Origin of the sequence: Variovorax dokdonensis (assembly GCF_030316895.1) — a bacterium.
Taxonomy (GTDB): domain Bacteria; phylum Pseudomonadota; class Gammaproteobacteria; order Burkholderiales; family Burkholderiaceae_C; genus Variovorax; species Variovorax dokdonensis.
In genome coordinates this window covers 834823-848329 of sequence record NZ_JASZYV010000002.1, presented here as the reverse complement: position 1 = coordinate 848329, position 13507 = coordinate 834823, and the positions used below count along the sequence as shown (strand labels likewise).

At 66.7% G+C, this 13507-nt stretch carries 12 protein-coding genes; 8 read left to right on the top strand and 4 right to left on the bottom strand.

What is annotated here, in order from left to right:
- Nucleotides 1–13: 13 nt before the first annotated feature.
- The 3 genes from QTH91_RS12450 to QTH91_RS12440 are packed head-to-tail and all read right to left on the bottom strand — an operon-like array spanning nucleotide 14 to nucleotide 3389.
- A complete protein-coding gene (locus tag QTH91_RS12450; RefSeq protein WP_286660379.1) occupies nucleotides 14–622 on the bottom strand; it encodes an RsmD family RNA methyltransferase in 609 nt (202 codons plus the stop codon).
- The gene (locus QTH91_RS12445; protein WP_286660663.1) at nucleotides 619–1956 is read right to left on the bottom strand and encodes a M16 family metallopeptidase; all 1338 of its coding nucleotides are present in this window, start codon (nucleotides 1954–1956) and stop codon (nucleotides 619–621) included. Before QTH91_RS12445 ends, QTH91_RS12450 begins: the two co-directional genes overlap by 4 nt.
- 29 nt (nucleotides 1957–1985) lie before the next feature.
- A complete protein-coding gene (locus QTH91_RS12440; protein ID WP_390367832.1) occupies nucleotides 1986–3389 on the bottom strand; it encodes a M16 family metallopeptidase in 1404 nt (467 codons plus the stop codon).
- Between the two features lie 134 nt (nucleotides 3390–3523).
- On the opposite strand from QTH91_RS12440, the gene ftsY reads away from it, so the two are divergent.
- The 3 genes from ftsY (at nucleotide 3524) to rpoH (ending at nucleotide 6588) form a co-directional block, all read left to right on the top strand.
- Nucleotides 3524–4942, top strand: coding sequence for a signal recognition particle-docking protein FtsY (ftsY, locus tag QTH91_RS12435; protein ID WP_286660378.1), 1419 nt, complete (start codon nucleotides 3524–3526; stop codon nucleotides 4940–4942).
- A 65-nt stretch (nucleotides 4943–5007) separates the two neighbouring features.
- On the top strand, nucleotides 5008–5511 hold the full coding sequence (locus QTH91_RS12430) for an Mpo1 family 2-hydroxy fatty acid dioxygenase (protein WP_286660377.1): 504 nt from the start codon (nucleotides 5008–5010) through the stop codon (nucleotides 5509–5511).
- Between the two features lie 132 nt (nucleotides 5512–5643).
- Entirely contained in the window at nucleotides 5644–6588 is a 945-nt protein-coding gene (gene rpoH, locus QTH91_RS12425) for an RNA polymerase sigma factor RpoH (RefSeq protein WP_286660376.1), read from the top strand.
- Nucleotides 6589–6707: 119 nt separating this feature from the next.
- On the opposite strand, the gene ffh is transcribed toward rpoH, so the two are convergent.
- Nucleotides 6708–8102 (bottom strand): signal recognition particle protein, encoded by a 1395-nt coding sequence (gene ffh, locus QTH91_RS12420; protein WP_286660661.1) that lies wholly within the window; start codon nucleotides 8100–8102, stop codon nucleotides 6708–6710.
- A gap of 92 nt (nucleotides 8103–8194) precedes the next feature.
- Between ffh and QTH91_RS12415 the strand changes: the two genes are divergently transcribed.
- From QTH91_RS12415 to ampD, 5 genes are all read left to right on the top strand, one after another.
- A complete protein-coding gene (locus QTH91_RS12415) occupies nucleotides 8195–9004 on the top strand; it encodes a cytochrome C assembly family protein (RefSeq protein WP_286660375.1) in 810 nt (269 codons plus the stop codon).
- Entirely contained in the window at nucleotides 9004–9249 is a 246-nt protein-coding gene (locus QTH91_RS12410) for a PP0621 family protein (protein WP_286660374.1), read from the top strand. Before QTH91_RS12415 ends, QTH91_RS12410 begins: the two co-directional genes overlap by 1 nt.
- A 64-nt stretch (nucleotides 9250–9313) precedes the next feature.
- Entirely contained in the window at nucleotides 9314–11011 is a 1698-nt protein-coding gene (locus tag QTH91_RS12405; RefSeq protein ID WP_286660373.1) for a sensor histidine kinase, read from the top strand.
- 4 nt (nucleotides 11012–11015) lie between these two features.
- On the top strand, nucleotides 11016–12620 hold the full coding sequence (locus tag QTH91_RS12400) for a sigma-54-dependent transcriptional regulator (RefSeq protein WP_286660372.1): 1605 nt from the start codon (nucleotides 11016–11018) through the stop codon (nucleotides 12618–12620).
- A complete protein-coding gene (ampD, locus tag QTH91_RS12395) occupies nucleotides 12583–13200 on the top strand; it encodes a 1,6-anhydro-N-acetylmuramyl-L-alanine amidase AmpD (RefSeq protein WP_390367827.1) in 618 nt (205 codons plus the stop codon). The genes QTH91_RS12400 and ampD overlap by 38 nt, the downstream gene beginning before the upstream one ends.
- Nucleotides 13201–13507: the final 307 nt, after the last annotated feature.

Below are 13507 nucleotides of genomic sequence, written 5' to 3'. Positions count from 1 at the left end.
ATGCCTCGGACGATTATGTACGCAGCAGGTGCGCATGGACCGCACCCGCCCGAAGGTGGCGCAGAAGTTGGAGTCCGACGGCGGCCAGTTCGTCCTCGGTCCAGGCTCGGGACGCCTCCAGGTAGATCACGCCGCCCGGGCGCAACGCAGGCACAGCGGCGCCAAGCGCAGCCGGGTAGAGATCGGCGCGATCGAAAGGCGGATCGAGAAACACCGCATGAAGGCTTGCCGGCGCCGCACGCTTGAGTGCAGCCACGCCATCGCCCCGCTCGATGCGGACCGCCGTCGCCTCGAGCTTGGCCTGGGTGGTGCGCATCTGCGCGATGAGCGCCGGATCCTGCTCGCACAGCAGGACCGAGGCGGCGCCGCGCGAGGCAGCCTCGAATCCGAGCGCGCCTGTGCCCGCGAAGGCATCGAGACAGTGCCAACCCGGCAGCTCGCCTCCACTGGCGCCCGCCAGGCTGGCCAGCCAGTTGAAGAGCGTCTCGCGCACGCGGTCGGGCGTGGGCCGCAGTCCGGGTCGATCGGCCACGGGCAATCGCGTGCGCTTCCATCGGCCGCCGATGATGCGCACCTCGTGCGCGCGCCGCGACGGCGGTGGCGGCGAGGGCGAGGCCCTCAAGGCTTGGCTCCGACGATCACGGTCACCATGTCGGCCGGCCTCAGCTTGTGCCGGAATGCGTCCTTGACCTGCGCCACCGTGACCGCGTTCATGCGCTCGATCCAGGTGTCGAGGTAGTCGAGCGGCAGATCGTTCCAGGCGATGTTGGCCACGTTCCCCAGCAGCTTGCGGTTGCTGTCGAGCAGCAGCGGAAAACCACCGATCAGGTTGTCCTTGGCCGCTTGCAACTCGGCTTCGGTCGGGCCGTCGGCGACGAACTTTTCCAGCACCTCGCGCGACACCTTGACCGCCGCATCGGCCTGGTCGGGCCGGGTCTGGAAGCCGATGGCGAAGGCGCCCGCGTGCAGGCCCGGCGAGAAGCCGCTGTAGACGCTGTAGGCCAGGCCGCGCTTCTCGCGCACCTGCTCGGTCAGGCGCGACACGAAGCCTCCGCCGCCGAGCACGTAGTTGCCCAGCGTGAGCGCGAAATGGTCCGGATCGCGGCGCGGATAGCCCGGCTGGCCGATCAGCACATGCGCCTGCGCGGAGGCGAAGGGGATTCGGTCCACTTTCGGCGCGGCCAGCGGCGCGATTTCGGACACCGGCGGCAATGCGCTGCAATCGGATTGCGCGGGCAGGCGAGCGAGCAAGGCCGTGGCCACACGGTCGGCCTGCTCGCGGCTGAGCGCGCCGACGATGCTGACCTTGGCGCGGCAAGGCGCGATGTAGCGCGCGTGGAACGCACGCATGTCTTCCACGCCGATCGCATTCAGGCTTTGCTCGTCGGGGTCGTAGCCATAGGGATGGGTGCCGTACACGTCCTTCGAGAACGCGCGATTGGCCACCGTGCCCGGTCGCGTATTGGCTTCCTTGATGGCGGCGATGTAGCGTTCGCGTTCACGCTTCCAGACGTCTGGTGCCAGCGTGGGCTGTCCGATCTCGCGGGCCGCCAGCGCAACGGCCTTGTCCAGCAGATCGGGGCGCGCCAGCGTGCGCAGCGTGAAACTCATGCGATCGCTGCCGGCGCCGGCATCGAAGCTCGCGCCCAGGTCCGCCCAGGCTTCGCCAAGCTCGTTCTCGTCAAGCGCCGGCCGATCACCCTGGGCCTGCACGCCCTTTTCGCTCATCTCGGCCGTGGTATCGGCCAGGCCCGCCTGGCGGCCCGGATCGCGGCGGCTTCCGGCGTCGAAGTCGATCTGCGCATCAACGATGGGCAGCGCATCGACCGCGACGAAATAGATCTTGGCGCCCGAAGGCTGCGTCCAATGCTGGATCGGCAAGGCAGCGCTCGCGCCGAGGCTGGCCAGGGCCCATGTGGCGAACGTAACAAGTCGAAGGGCGGCGCCGCGGTGCATCACAGGTTTGTGTTTGAGGTTCGTGGTCATCAGCGCATCTCCCCATCGTGCACGGTGGCGGCGGGCTTGCGCTTGTTGGGGTCGAGGGGCAGCGGGCGGAGCGTGGCCACGGTCAATTGGTCGTCTCCGAAATAGCGGCCCGCGACCGCCTTGACCTGCTCGGGCGTGACGGCGTTCAGCCGCGCCATGATGCGATCGCTGGCGTCCAGCGGCAGTCCCTGGATCCAGTTGGCGCCCAGTTCGCGAGCCTGTGCCATCACCGAATCGCGCTTGTAGGTCTCGCTCGCTTCCCATTGGGTTTTCACGCGTGCGAGCTCGGATGGTGAGACACCCTCGCGCGCGATGCGGGCCACCTCCGCGCGCAGGGCGGCCTCGACGGCTTCGGGGGTCTTGCCCGAGGCTGGCACGCCTTGCAGCCCGAAGAGCTGAGGGCCACGCCCCGTGAAGCCCGAATAGGCACCCACGGAATCGGCCACCCGGTCGGGCCCCTGCGTCAGGCCCCGTTCGAGCCGGGCGCCCGAATAGCCGTCGAGCACGGCGGACAGGACCACCAGCGCCCAGACATCGCTGTCCTCATCGACCGATCGAAGCTGCGGCATGCGAAAGGCGAGCGACACGAAGGCCTGCTCGGCAGGCGCCTTGAACTCGATGCGGCGCAGGCCGCGCTGCTCGGGCTCGGTGCGCGGCTTGCGTTCGGGCACGGGGCGCGCCGCGATGGCGCCATAGTATTTGTCGGCCAGCCGCCGAACGGCATCGACGTCGACGTCGCCGGCCACCACCAGCGCGGCATTGGCGGGGACGTACCAGCGCTGGTGGAAGTCACGCACGTCCTGCGCGGTCATGGCGTCCAGGTCGCTCATCCAGCCCACCACCGGGCGCCGGTAGGGCGATGCGATGAAGGTGACGGCGTTCTGCTGCTCGCCCAGCAAGGAACGCGGCTGGTCCTCGGTGCGCATGCGGCGCTCTTCCTTGACCACCTCGATCTCGCGCTTGAACTCGTCGTCCGGCCACTGGTTGGTGGCAAAGCGGTCGGACTCGAGTTTCATCACCTCTTCCAGCTTGCCAACGGGAATCTGCTGGTAGTAGCCGGTGTAGTCGCGCGTGGTGAAGGCATTCTCGCGCCCGCCCAGCGCCGCCACCTTGCGGGAGAACTCGCCCGGCCGGGTGTGGGCGCTGCCCTTGAACATCATGTGCTCGAGCGCATGTGCCACGCCGCTGGTGCCGTCCACCTCTTCCACCGATCCTGCGCGCACCCACACCATCTGGACAGCCACCGGCGCGCGACGATCGGGCAGCACGATGAGCGTCATGCCATTGGCAAGGGTGAACTGCTGGGCACGAGCGGCGGCCGAAGTCGCGGGCGCCGCAGGCTGGCCCTCCACCGCGTTCTGCGCAGACCACGCAACGGGCATCGCGAGCAAGGACAGCGTCATGGCCACAGGCCCGAACGCCCGACGCCAGGATGGCGGTCGCCCGGACTTGGCCTGGCGAGATGGTTCGGCCGCGAACGGGCGATGGGGGCTGAAGGGCTGTTTCATAGAATCGCTGTGATTCTAGAAACCCTTCAATGTTCAGCTTCTTCAAGAGAAACAAATCGACCGAGGTGCCTGCCGAGGACGCGCGGTCGCCGGACGTGGCGCCCCCGCCTGCTCCGGCCGATGCGCCGGCAGGCGCGGACACCGCCGCGGCCGACGGCGGTGGCGCCGTGAACGCGGCGCGCTCGGTGTTCTCTCCCTCGACCTGGTTTGGCCGAGGCAACAAGGAAGCACCGACGGCCGCTCCCGCGCCTTCGCCAGAACCTCAGCCTGTCGCCCTCGAGCCGGTGGTGACGCCCGCACCGGCACCGGCACCGGCACCGGCGCCGACACCTGCACCTGCACCTGCACCTGCACCTGCACCGACACCGACACCGACACCGGCTCCGGCTCCGCCTCCGGCTCCGGAAGCTGAACCCGCGCCGCCCGAGCCCGCGGCTGAGCCCGTCGCGGCGCCCACGCCAAGCATCCCGACTTATTCGGTCCCGATACAAACATCGGCACCCGTCAAGCCCGCGCCAGCGAAGCCCGCCGCCGAGACCACGGCTCCAGAGCGCCAAGGGTGGATGTCTCGCCTGAAGTCCGGCCTTCGCAAGACCGGCACCAACATCCAGGCCGTCTTCGTCAATGCACAGATCGACGACGCACTCTATGAAGAACTCGAGGCCGCCCTGCTCATGTCGGACGCAGGCGTCAAAGCCACGGAGTTCCTGCTGGACGACTTGCGCGCTCGCGTGCGCGCCAACATGGCGACCAACGCCGTCCAGGTGCGCAAGCTCCTGGGCGATGCCATCGCCGATCTGCTGAAGCCATTGGAAAAGCCGCTGGAGATCGGCCGCTTCACGCCCACCGTCATCATGGTGGCCGGCGTCAATGGCGCTGGCAAGACCACCTCCATTGGCAAACTGACCAAGCACCTGGCGACCGAGGGTTGTTCCGTCCTGCTGGCGGCAGCCGACACCTTCCGCGCCGCGGCTCGCGAGCAATTGGGCGTCTGGGCCGATCGCAACACGGTGGAGATCATCAGCCAGGAAGGGGGCGATCCTTCCGCCGTCAGCTTCGACGCCGTCAATGCCGGGCGTGCCCGCGGGCGCGACGTGGTCCTGGTCGATACCGCGGGCAGGCTGCCTACCCAACTGCACCTGATGGACGAGCTCAAGAAGATCAAGCGCGTCATCGGCAAGGCGGACGCAGGCGCCCCGCACGAAGTGCTGCTGGTCATCGACGGCAACACCGGCCAGAATGCGCTGGCACAAGTGCGAGCCTTCGATGATGCACTGGGCCTGACAGGCCTGGTCGTCACCAAGCTCGACGGCACGGCCAAGGGTGGCGTGCTGTGCGCCATCGCCCGCGAAAAGCCCATTCCGGTCTATTTCATCGGCGTTGGCGAGAAGCTGGAAGACCTCGAGACCTTCGACGCCCGAGAGTTTGCGCAAGCGCTGCTCGGCTGAAGGCTCGGAGCCTGAATCGAGACTTAGAAGCAACGCGCCGCAATGACGGCCAGGAGGACGACACGATGAGCGACACCGCATTTCACGGACTTGGCGACGAACCCACTGGCCAACGGCCTACCAGTCGATTGGACCGCCTGCTCGCACACTATGGGGAAAGCCATCGGCATCCCACCAACGAACTGATCCACCTGATCGCCATCCCGGCGATCATGGTGAGCATCGTCGGTCTGCTGTATGCGCTGCATCCCTGGGTGGCCTACGCGTTCGTGGCAGCCAGCATGGTCTATTACGCGATGCTGCGGGCGCCGCTGCTCCTGGCCATCATGGCGGTGTGGACGGTCGCTGTGTTCGCGCTCGTCCATGCCATGGGCGAGCGTGTGTTGTCGATCTCGGCCGGAATCTTCATCGTCGGCTGGATCTTCCAGTTCATCGGCCACAAGATCGAAGGGAAGAAGCCTTCTTTCTTCGAGGATCTGCAGTACCTGTATGTGGGTCCGCTGTTCGTCGTGGTGCAACTGCTGGGGCGCATGGGGTTCAAGCAAGGAACCGCCGCTAACAGGCACTGAAAGCCATTTTTTTACCCGGTCAAAACTACAAAGAAAACACCTATCACAGTTTTCAAGACCATTTGGGAACTCTTTCCTTAGCACTCCCTCCAACCGAGTGCTAACATGACCGCAATGAAGGAGTCATCCCCTATGACCGCTTTGACCGCAGCCCCCGCCAACCAGCTCGCCGTCGCCAATCCCTGGTCGATGGTGCCGCCGCTTGGCAATCTGGACGCCTACATTTCGGCGGCCAACAGGCTGCCGATGCTGAGCGCCGAAGACGAGCAGAAGTTCGCCCGTCGTCTGCGCGACAACAACGATCTCGAGGCCGCCGGTGCCCTGATCCTGTCGCACTTGCGCCTGGTGGTTTCCATTTCTCGCCAATACCTGGGCTATGGCCTGCCGCACGGCGACCTCATCCAGGAGGGCAACGTGGGCCTGATGAAGGCCGTTCGTCGCTTCGATCCCGACCAGGGCGTTCGCCTGGTCAGCTACGCCATGCACTGGATCAAGGCCGAGATCCACGAATACATCCTGAAGAACTGGCGCATGGTCAAGGTCGCCACGACCAAGGCCCAACGCAAGCTGTTCTTCAATCTGCGATCGCTCAAGCAAGGTTTCAAGGCCGACGCTGCGGCGCAGGACGCCAGCGCCAGCCATCGCGACACGCTGAGCGAGTCCGAAGTCGACCGCATGGCCAGCCAGCTCAACGTCAAGCGCGAAGAGGTGCTGGAAATGGAAACCCGCCTGTCGGGCGGCGACGTGGTGCTCGATCCCGGCCCGGCCGACGATGGCGACGAAGGCTTCGGCCCGATCGCCTATCTGGCCGATGCTGGCATGGAGCCGACGGCGCAGCTCGAATCGCGTGAACGCGATCGGTTGTCAAGCGACGGCATCTCTACGGCGCTGGACGCTCTTGACGAACGCAGCCGCCGCATCGTGGAAGAGCGCTGGCTCAAGGTCAACGACGACGGTTCGGGTGGCATGACGCTGCATGAGCTGGCTGCCGTCTACGGCGTCAGCGCCGAGCGGATCCGCCAGATCGAAGTGGCCGCCATGAAGAAGATGCGCAAGTCGCTGGCCGAATACGCCTGAACTCGAACTTGCGCAGCCGCAAGACGCAGCACACTGCGCACAGCAAAAAGCCCGGCCGAGCCGGGCTTTTTTGTTGGCCAAGAGCGCTGGATCCGCAGATACCGCGCCCGGCCGACGCGTCAGAAGCGCGGCATGCCGCCGCCACCGCCGCCCAGGCCGGGGAAGCCACCGCCGCCCTTCATGCCGCCCATGCGCTTCATCATCTTCATGAGACCGCCACCCTTCATCTTCTTCATCATGCCCTGCATCTGCTCGAACTCATTGAGCAGGCGGTTGACTTCCTGCACCTGAACGCCGGCACCGGCGGCGATGCGACGCTTGCGCGTGGCCTTGAGCAGTTCGGGCTTGCGTCGCTCCAGCGGCGTCATGCTGTTGATGATGCCTTCCTTGCGACGGATGTCGCGCTCGGCGCGGGACAGGTCGGCCTCGCTGGCCTTGGCGGCCATCTGCGCGGGCAGCTTGTCCATGAGGCTGGACAAGCCTCCCATCTGCTTCATCTGCTGCAACTGAGCCAGGAAGTCGTTGAGATCGAAGCCGCCGCTCTTGACCTTGGCAGCCAGTTTCTGCGCCGCAGCCACGTCCACATTGGAAGTGACCTGCTCCACCAGCGCCACGATGTCGCCCATGCCCAGGATGCGGCCGGCATGGCGTTCGGCGTCGAAGACCTCGAGACCGTCGATCTTCTCGCTCGTGCCAGCGAACTTGATCGGCACGCCGGTGACTTGGCGGACCGACAGCGCCGCGCCGCCGCGGGAATCACCGTCGGTCTTGGTCAGGATGATGCCGGTCAGCGGCAACGCGTCCTTGAAGGCCTTGGCCGTGTTCACCGCGTCCTGGCCCTGCATGGCATCGACCACGAACAGCGTTTCGACGGGATTGATGGCGGCGTGCAGCTCGCGGATTTCGTTCATCAGCACTTCGTCGATCGCAAGGCGGCCGGCCGTGTCGACCAGCAGCACGTCGAAGAAATGGCGACGGGCGTGATCGAGCGCCGCGCGCGCGATGTCCAGTGGCTTCTGGTCCGGCGTGCTGGGGAACCATTCGGCGCCAGCCTGCTTGGTCACCGTCTTGAGCTGTTCGATGGCGGCCGGACGGTACACGTCGCCCGACACGGTCAGGACCTTCTTCTTGCGCTTCTCGATCAGGTGCTTGGCCAGCTTGGCGGTCGTGGTGGTCTTGCCGGCGCCCTGCAGACCGGCCATGAGGATGACGGCGGGCGGTTGGGCGACCAGGTTGATGTCCGAAACCCCCTCGCCCATCGTCGCGGCCAGTTCGCGATTGACGATGCCCACCAGCGCCTGGCCCGGCTTGAGCGAGCCCAGCACCTCCTGCCCCATGGCCTTTTCCTTGACCCGGGCGACGAAGTCCCGCACGACCGGCAGGGCAACGTCCGCTTCGAGCAAGGCCATGCGCACCTCGCGCAGCATGTCCTGCACGTTGCTTTCGGTGATGCGGGCCTGCCCGCTCATCTGCTTGACGAGACGGGAGAATTTTTCGGTAAGGGCGCTGGCCATGATGCGGCCCGACAACACAGGCCGGGTGAGAGAGGTGCGGGACACGCCCCGGCAGGCAGGGCGCAGCAAGTCGAGAAGCTAAACTCCGATCGATGATTCTAGCGAGCCCCTCCCCACTCGGTGTGGCACTGGGCATCGCCACCGCGCTTGCCTACGGCAGCACCGCCGCCGCGGCCTCCAGGCTTGACCGCAAGGCGTCTCAGATTCTGCTGGGCCTGGCCTGGCTGCTCCATGCCGCGACCCTCATCCATGGCTTGGCCACGGGGCACGCGCGTTTCGGATTTGCGCCCGCGCTTTCCGTGACCGCCTGGCTGGTGCTCACGGTGTACGCGGTCGAAAGCCGCATGTATCCCCACCTGAACGTGCGCCGCGTCCTGGCGCTGATGGGCGGCGCCGCAGTGTTGCTGGCCCTGGTCTTTCCCGGCAGCCCGCTCCATGTCTCCGCGTCGCCCTGGCTGCCGCTGCACCTTGCATTGGGCATTGCGTCCTATGGCTTGTTCGCCGCCGCGGTGATCCACGCCTGGCTGATGGGCCGGGCCGAAACCCAGATGCGACAAGCCACCGCGCCCGAGGGTGGATTGCCGCTGCTGACCCTGGAGCGACTCACGTTCCGGTTCGTCACCGGCGGCTTCGTCCTGCTGACGGCCACGCTGGTCGCCGGCCTGCTTTTCTCCGAGCAGCTCTACGGCACGTCCGTGCGCGCGTGGAAGTGGGATCACAAATCGGTGTTCTCAGTGCTCGCATGGCTGACCTTCGGCGTGCTGCTCATCGGCCGCGCGCGTTTCGGTTGGCGCGGGCGCGCGGCAACCCGCGTGCTTTACGCCGGCAGCTTGCTGCTCCTGCTGGCCTACGTCGGCTCCCGCTTCGTGCTCGAGGTCATCCTTCACCGCACCATTGCCTGATGAAATACCTGTTGGTTATCGCGGTCGTCTGGATCGCCTTCATGATCTGGCGGGCAAATCGTCGCGACGAGATTGCGCGCAAGCAGCCGCCAGCCGGCCTGCCGCGCAATCGCACGCCGGGCGAGCCCCAGTCCATGCTGCGCTGCGCCCACTGCGGGCTGCATCTGCCTGCGGCAGACGCGCTGCCGGGCCCGGACGGCAAGGTCTATTGCAGTCCCGCGCACCGCAGCGCCGGGCCCGCATGACGAACCGAGCGGCCGCCTGCGCGAGTCGACCATGCTCAAGAGCCCGGCGGACGGAGACTCACGCATGAGCCCGCTGCTCTGGTCGCGTGGCGAAGGCGCCACCGATTGGGGCGGGCTCGAACTGCGTCCCGGCCTGGATGGCCGCAGCAGCGCCCTGAGGCGCCTGTTGCGCGGTTTCATGACCGCCCGCTGCTTCGTCGCCGTGGTGCTGGTGGTGTTGCAGGCGCTCACCTGGGGGATGGGCTCCACGGCGCCCATGTTGCCGCTTGTGATCGCCACGCTCTATATGGTGGCCACCGTTCTGGGCTGGCGCTACGGGCAGTTCTCGCCTCCGTTCCGTGGCTTCGGCGCGGCTTGGTTGAGCACCGTCGCGGTCGATCTGGCGGCGTTCACCGTGCTGCAACTGCTGCAGCAGACCAACATCAACTACACGCCGCTCTTCGCGTTGCCGGTGCTCATGGCGGCCGTGCTCGGCAGCGTTTCGGTGGGCCTGGGCACGACGGCGGCGGCCACGCTCCTCCTGCTTTTCGACGCCGGCTGGCACTGGTTCAACACTGGCGGCGACTCGCCCACGCGCTTCGTCCAGGCGGCGCTGACGGGCACCGGCCTCTTCGTCGTGGCATTGCTGGCGCACGAACTGGCCCTGCGCCTGGCGCGCGAGGAATCCATTGCATTGCACAACCGCAGCACCGCGCATCTGCATGCCTTGGTCAACGACCTGGTCATCGAAGCCTTGAGCGAAGGGGTGCTGGTGATCGACGCGCGTGGTCGAGTTCATGCCGCCAATCCGGCGGCCGACGAGATCCTCGGCGATGGACTGGCCCATCTGGCCACGCCATTCCCCCTGGAGATGCGCCCCGCCTGGCACGTACTTGCAGCGCTGGCCCGCGAAACCTTCGCGCTCGGGCGGGGCCTTTCGCAGGAAGTGCCTGTCGCACAACCACAAGGCTCGGCCCGCGAAGTGCGGGTGCGCACTCGCCTGACGCCGGCCGCGGCGCCGGGCGAAGGCCTGTGCGTGATGTTCCTGCAGGACCTGCGTGAACTTGAGGCGCGGATCCGCACCGAGAAGCTCGCGGCGATGGGGCGCATGTCGGCGGCGGTGGCGCACGAGATCCGCAACCCGCTGGCGGCGATCACGCAGGCCAGCGATCTGCTGGCGGAAGATCTTCAGGAACCGGGGCAAAGGCGCCTGACCGAGATGGTGCAGCACAACGCGCAGCGCCTGGCGCGAATCGTGGACGACGTGCTGGACGTTGCGCGGGCACGGCAGCAGCGCGCGTTGCCACTGGCCGAGCAGGTGGCCCTGGACAGCAGCGTGCGTTCCCTGGCCGAGGAATGGGTGCGCCAAAGCCGCCGGCAGGGCGTGTTGCTGCAGCTGGACGCGAAAGGTGCGGTGGTGCCTTTCGACGGCGAACACCTGCGCCGCATCCTGGTCAACCTGCTGGACAACGCTGCGCGCTACGCGGGCGAGCGCGAAGGCGCCATACAGATCGCGACACGCGTCGAGGACAAAGGGCGTGCCTTCCTGCAAGTGTGGAGCGACGGGGCACCGCTGGAGGCAGCCGTTCGCCTGCATCTGTTCGAGCCGTTCTTCTCGTCGGAAAGCCGCTCTTCCGGGCTCGGCCTGTTCATTTGCCGCGAACTGTGCGAGCGGCATGGCGCCAGCATCGGCTACGAACGCCGGGCGCTGGCGGCCAATGGCCCAGAGGGCAACGAGTTCTACATCTGCTTCGCGCGCAACAGCGGGGCGCTGACACAATAGGCGCGTGACCCAAGCCACCGCCCCCTCCCAGTCCGCGCGCATCCTGGTCGTCGACGACGAGCCGGATCTGCGCACGCTGTACGAACTGACGTTGCTGCGCGAAGGCTACCGCGTCGAGGCGGCAGGCACGGTGTCCGAGGCTTGGGAGTTGCTGCGTGCCCGCCAGTTCGATGCGGTGATCACCGACATGCGACTGCCGGACGGTCTTGGCATGGACCTTCTGCAGCGCATCCAGCTCGCACAACGCAGCGAGCGCTGCGTTGTGATGACCGCCTACGGCTCGGCCGAGAACGCCGTCGAAGCCCTCAAGGCCGGTGCCTTCGACTACCTGACCAAGCCGGTCGACCTCAAGCAGTTCCGCGCCGTGGTGGCCTCGGCACTGCACGCTCAGACGGCCCATGTGACCAACAGGGACAACGCCGCCGCCAGCGTTCCGTTGGCCAACACTCCCCCGGTCGGCACCTTGGATGCGGCGGCCGAGACGCGCATGGCCACGGGCACGGGCGAAGTCGCTCTGGCTCGGCTGGTCGGACAGTCCGAGGCCATGCGGCAGGTCAAGGCACGCATCGCCAAAGTCGCGCGGGGTATGGCCCCGATCCACGTGCGCGGCGAGTCCGGCACCGGCAAGGAACTGGTGGCGCAAGCCGTGCACGCGTGCAGCCAGCGCAGCGACGGGCCCTTCATCGCGGTCAACTGCGGCGCCATTCCCGAGAACCTGCTCGAAGCCGAGTTCTTCGGCGCCCGCAAGGGCTCTTACACAGGTTCGTCCGCCGATCGCGACGGCTACTTCCAAGCGGCGCGAGGCGGCACACTGTTTCTCGACGAGATCGGCGACCTTCCACTGGCCATGCAGTCCAAGCTGCTTCGCGCCATCCAGGAGCGCATCGTGCGTCCCATCGGCTCGACCCAGGAAGACGCGGTCGACGTGCGCATCGTCAGCGCGACCCACAAGGATCTGCAGGCGGAGGTGGCTGCGGGCCGCTTCCGGCAGGATCTTTTCTATCGCCTGAACGTCATCGAGATTCCCGTGCCGGCGCTGCGCGATCGCCGAGAGGACCTGCCCGCCCTGTGCGCCGCCTTGCTGGATCGCATCAGCCGCGAAAGTGGCCTTCCAACCGTGCGCCTGTCCACCACGGCACTGTCGCAACTGGCTGCGCATCCGCTGCATGGCAACGTGCGCGAACTCGAAAACCTCCTGCATCGCGCGGTCGCGCTGGCCGACGGCGACGAACTCCACCTCGACTTCGACGGAACGGGCGAGATGGCGCGTCATGGCGATGCCGCCACGACAGACATCCCCGAACCTTCCATGTCGTCGATCGCCGAGGCCTCCGCAACAGAAACTGGCACAGGCAGCGACGCGTCGACCATTGCGGCGCCTGAAGCGTTCGCGCCCCGCCTGGGCGTCCTGCCTTCCGATCTGCAGAGCTACCTGGATCGACACGAGCGCGACATCCTCGTCAAGGCGCTGAACGAAAGCGGATTCAACCGCACCGCCGCCGCCGCCCGATTGGGCCTGAGCCTGCGCCAGATGCGCTATCGCATCGCGCGCCTGGGCATCAGCACGCCGCATGGCGACGACGGAACGGTCAACGGCGGCGATGAGTGAGACGTCGTCCGCCCTGTGGCATCAGGGCTGGTATGCACCTGCGCATGCATTGCCCTCACCCAACTTCGGCTCGCGGCCGGTAGGCGCGCAGATCGACCTGGTGGTGCTGCATTCCATCAGCCTGCCGCCGGGCCAATACGGCGGCGACGAGGTATTGCGCCTCTTTACCAACCAGCTCGACTGGGACGCGCACCCTTATTTCCAATCCATTCGCGGCATCGAGGTTTCGGCCCATTTCTTCGTGCGGCGCGATGGCATGTTGTGGCAATTCGTGGATTGCGACGCCCGCGCCTGGCATGCAGGCGCATCGTGCTGGCGCGGGCGCGACAACTGCAACGACGACTCCATCGGCATCGAACTCGAAGGACTGGAAGGCGAGCGATTCGAGCCTGCCCAGTACGACGCGCTCACGCGCCTGATTCACGCCATTTCGCAGCGCTATCCGATTCGCCATGTGGCCGGGCATGAGCACATCGCGCCGGGCCGCAAGCTCGATCCGGGGCCGGGCTTCGACTGGCATCGGCTGCAAGCTTCACTGGCTTGGCCCGCGGCCATGTTTCCACCCGGCAGCGGCCGCTAAATTTTCTCAATCGCCGCGCTGCCTTCGATGGGGTGGGTTCAGCGCGCCATCTTTTCCGGCGGCGCAAGCGGCATCTCCAGCAACCATGCGGCCTGTAGCGGCGAATGCGCCGGAAAACCGCATCAATGCTGCCTTTGTGTTGAAGTGATGAGTTCGGATGGGAGCGCAACGCCGACTGCGCGCGCGACATACGTGTTGGCAACTGTCAACGACACTGGAAAACACCATATCTAGTAGATTGCGACCCCCTCGCACCCCATATATAGTGTGTGCACCGCGGGCCGCCGAATGAGGCGGCAGCCCGCGA

Excerpts from the sequence above, each read along its gene's own strand:
- QTH91_RS12445 (WP_286660663.1), bottom strand. The coding sequence starts at position 1,956 with ATGCACCGCGGCGCCGCCCTTCGACTTGTTACGTTCGCCACATGGGCC.
- QTH91_RS12440 (WP_390367832.1), bottom strand. The coding sequence starts at position 3,389 with ATGACGCTGTCCTTGCTCGCGATGCCCGTTGCGTGGTCTGCGCAGAAC.
- ftsY (WP_286660378.1), top strand. The coding sequence starts at position 3,524 with ATGTTCAGCTTCTTCAAGAGAAACAAATCGACCGAGGTGCCTGCCGAG.
- QTH91_RS12430 (WP_286660377.1), top strand. The coding sequence starts at position 5,008 with ATGAGCGACACCGCATTTCACGGACTTGGCGACGAACCCACTGGCCAA.
- rpoH (WP_286660376.1), top strand. The coding sequence starts at position 5,644 with ATGACCGCTTTGACCGCAGCCCCCGCCAACCAGCTCGCCGTCGCCAAT.
- ffh (WP_286660661.1), bottom strand. The coding sequence starts at position 8,102 with ATGGCCAGCGCCCTTACCGAAAAATTCTCCCGTCTCGTCAAGCAGATG.
- QTH91_RS12415 (WP_286660375.1), top strand. The coding sequence starts at position 8,195 with ATGATTCTAGCGAGCCCCTCCCCACTCGGTGTGGCACTGGGCATCGCC.
- QTH91_RS12410 (WP_286660374.1), top strand. The coding sequence starts at position 9,004 with ATGAAATACCTGTTGGTTATCGCGGTCGTCTGGATCGCCTTCATGATC.
- QTH91_RS12405 (WP_286660373.1), top strand. The coding sequence starts at position 9,314 with ATGAGCCCGCTGCTCTGGTCGCGTGGCGAAGGCGCCACCGATTGGGGC.
- ampD (WP_390367827.1), top strand. The coding sequence starts at position 12,583 with ATGGCGACGACGGAACGGTCAACGGCGGCGATGAGTGAGACGTCGTCC.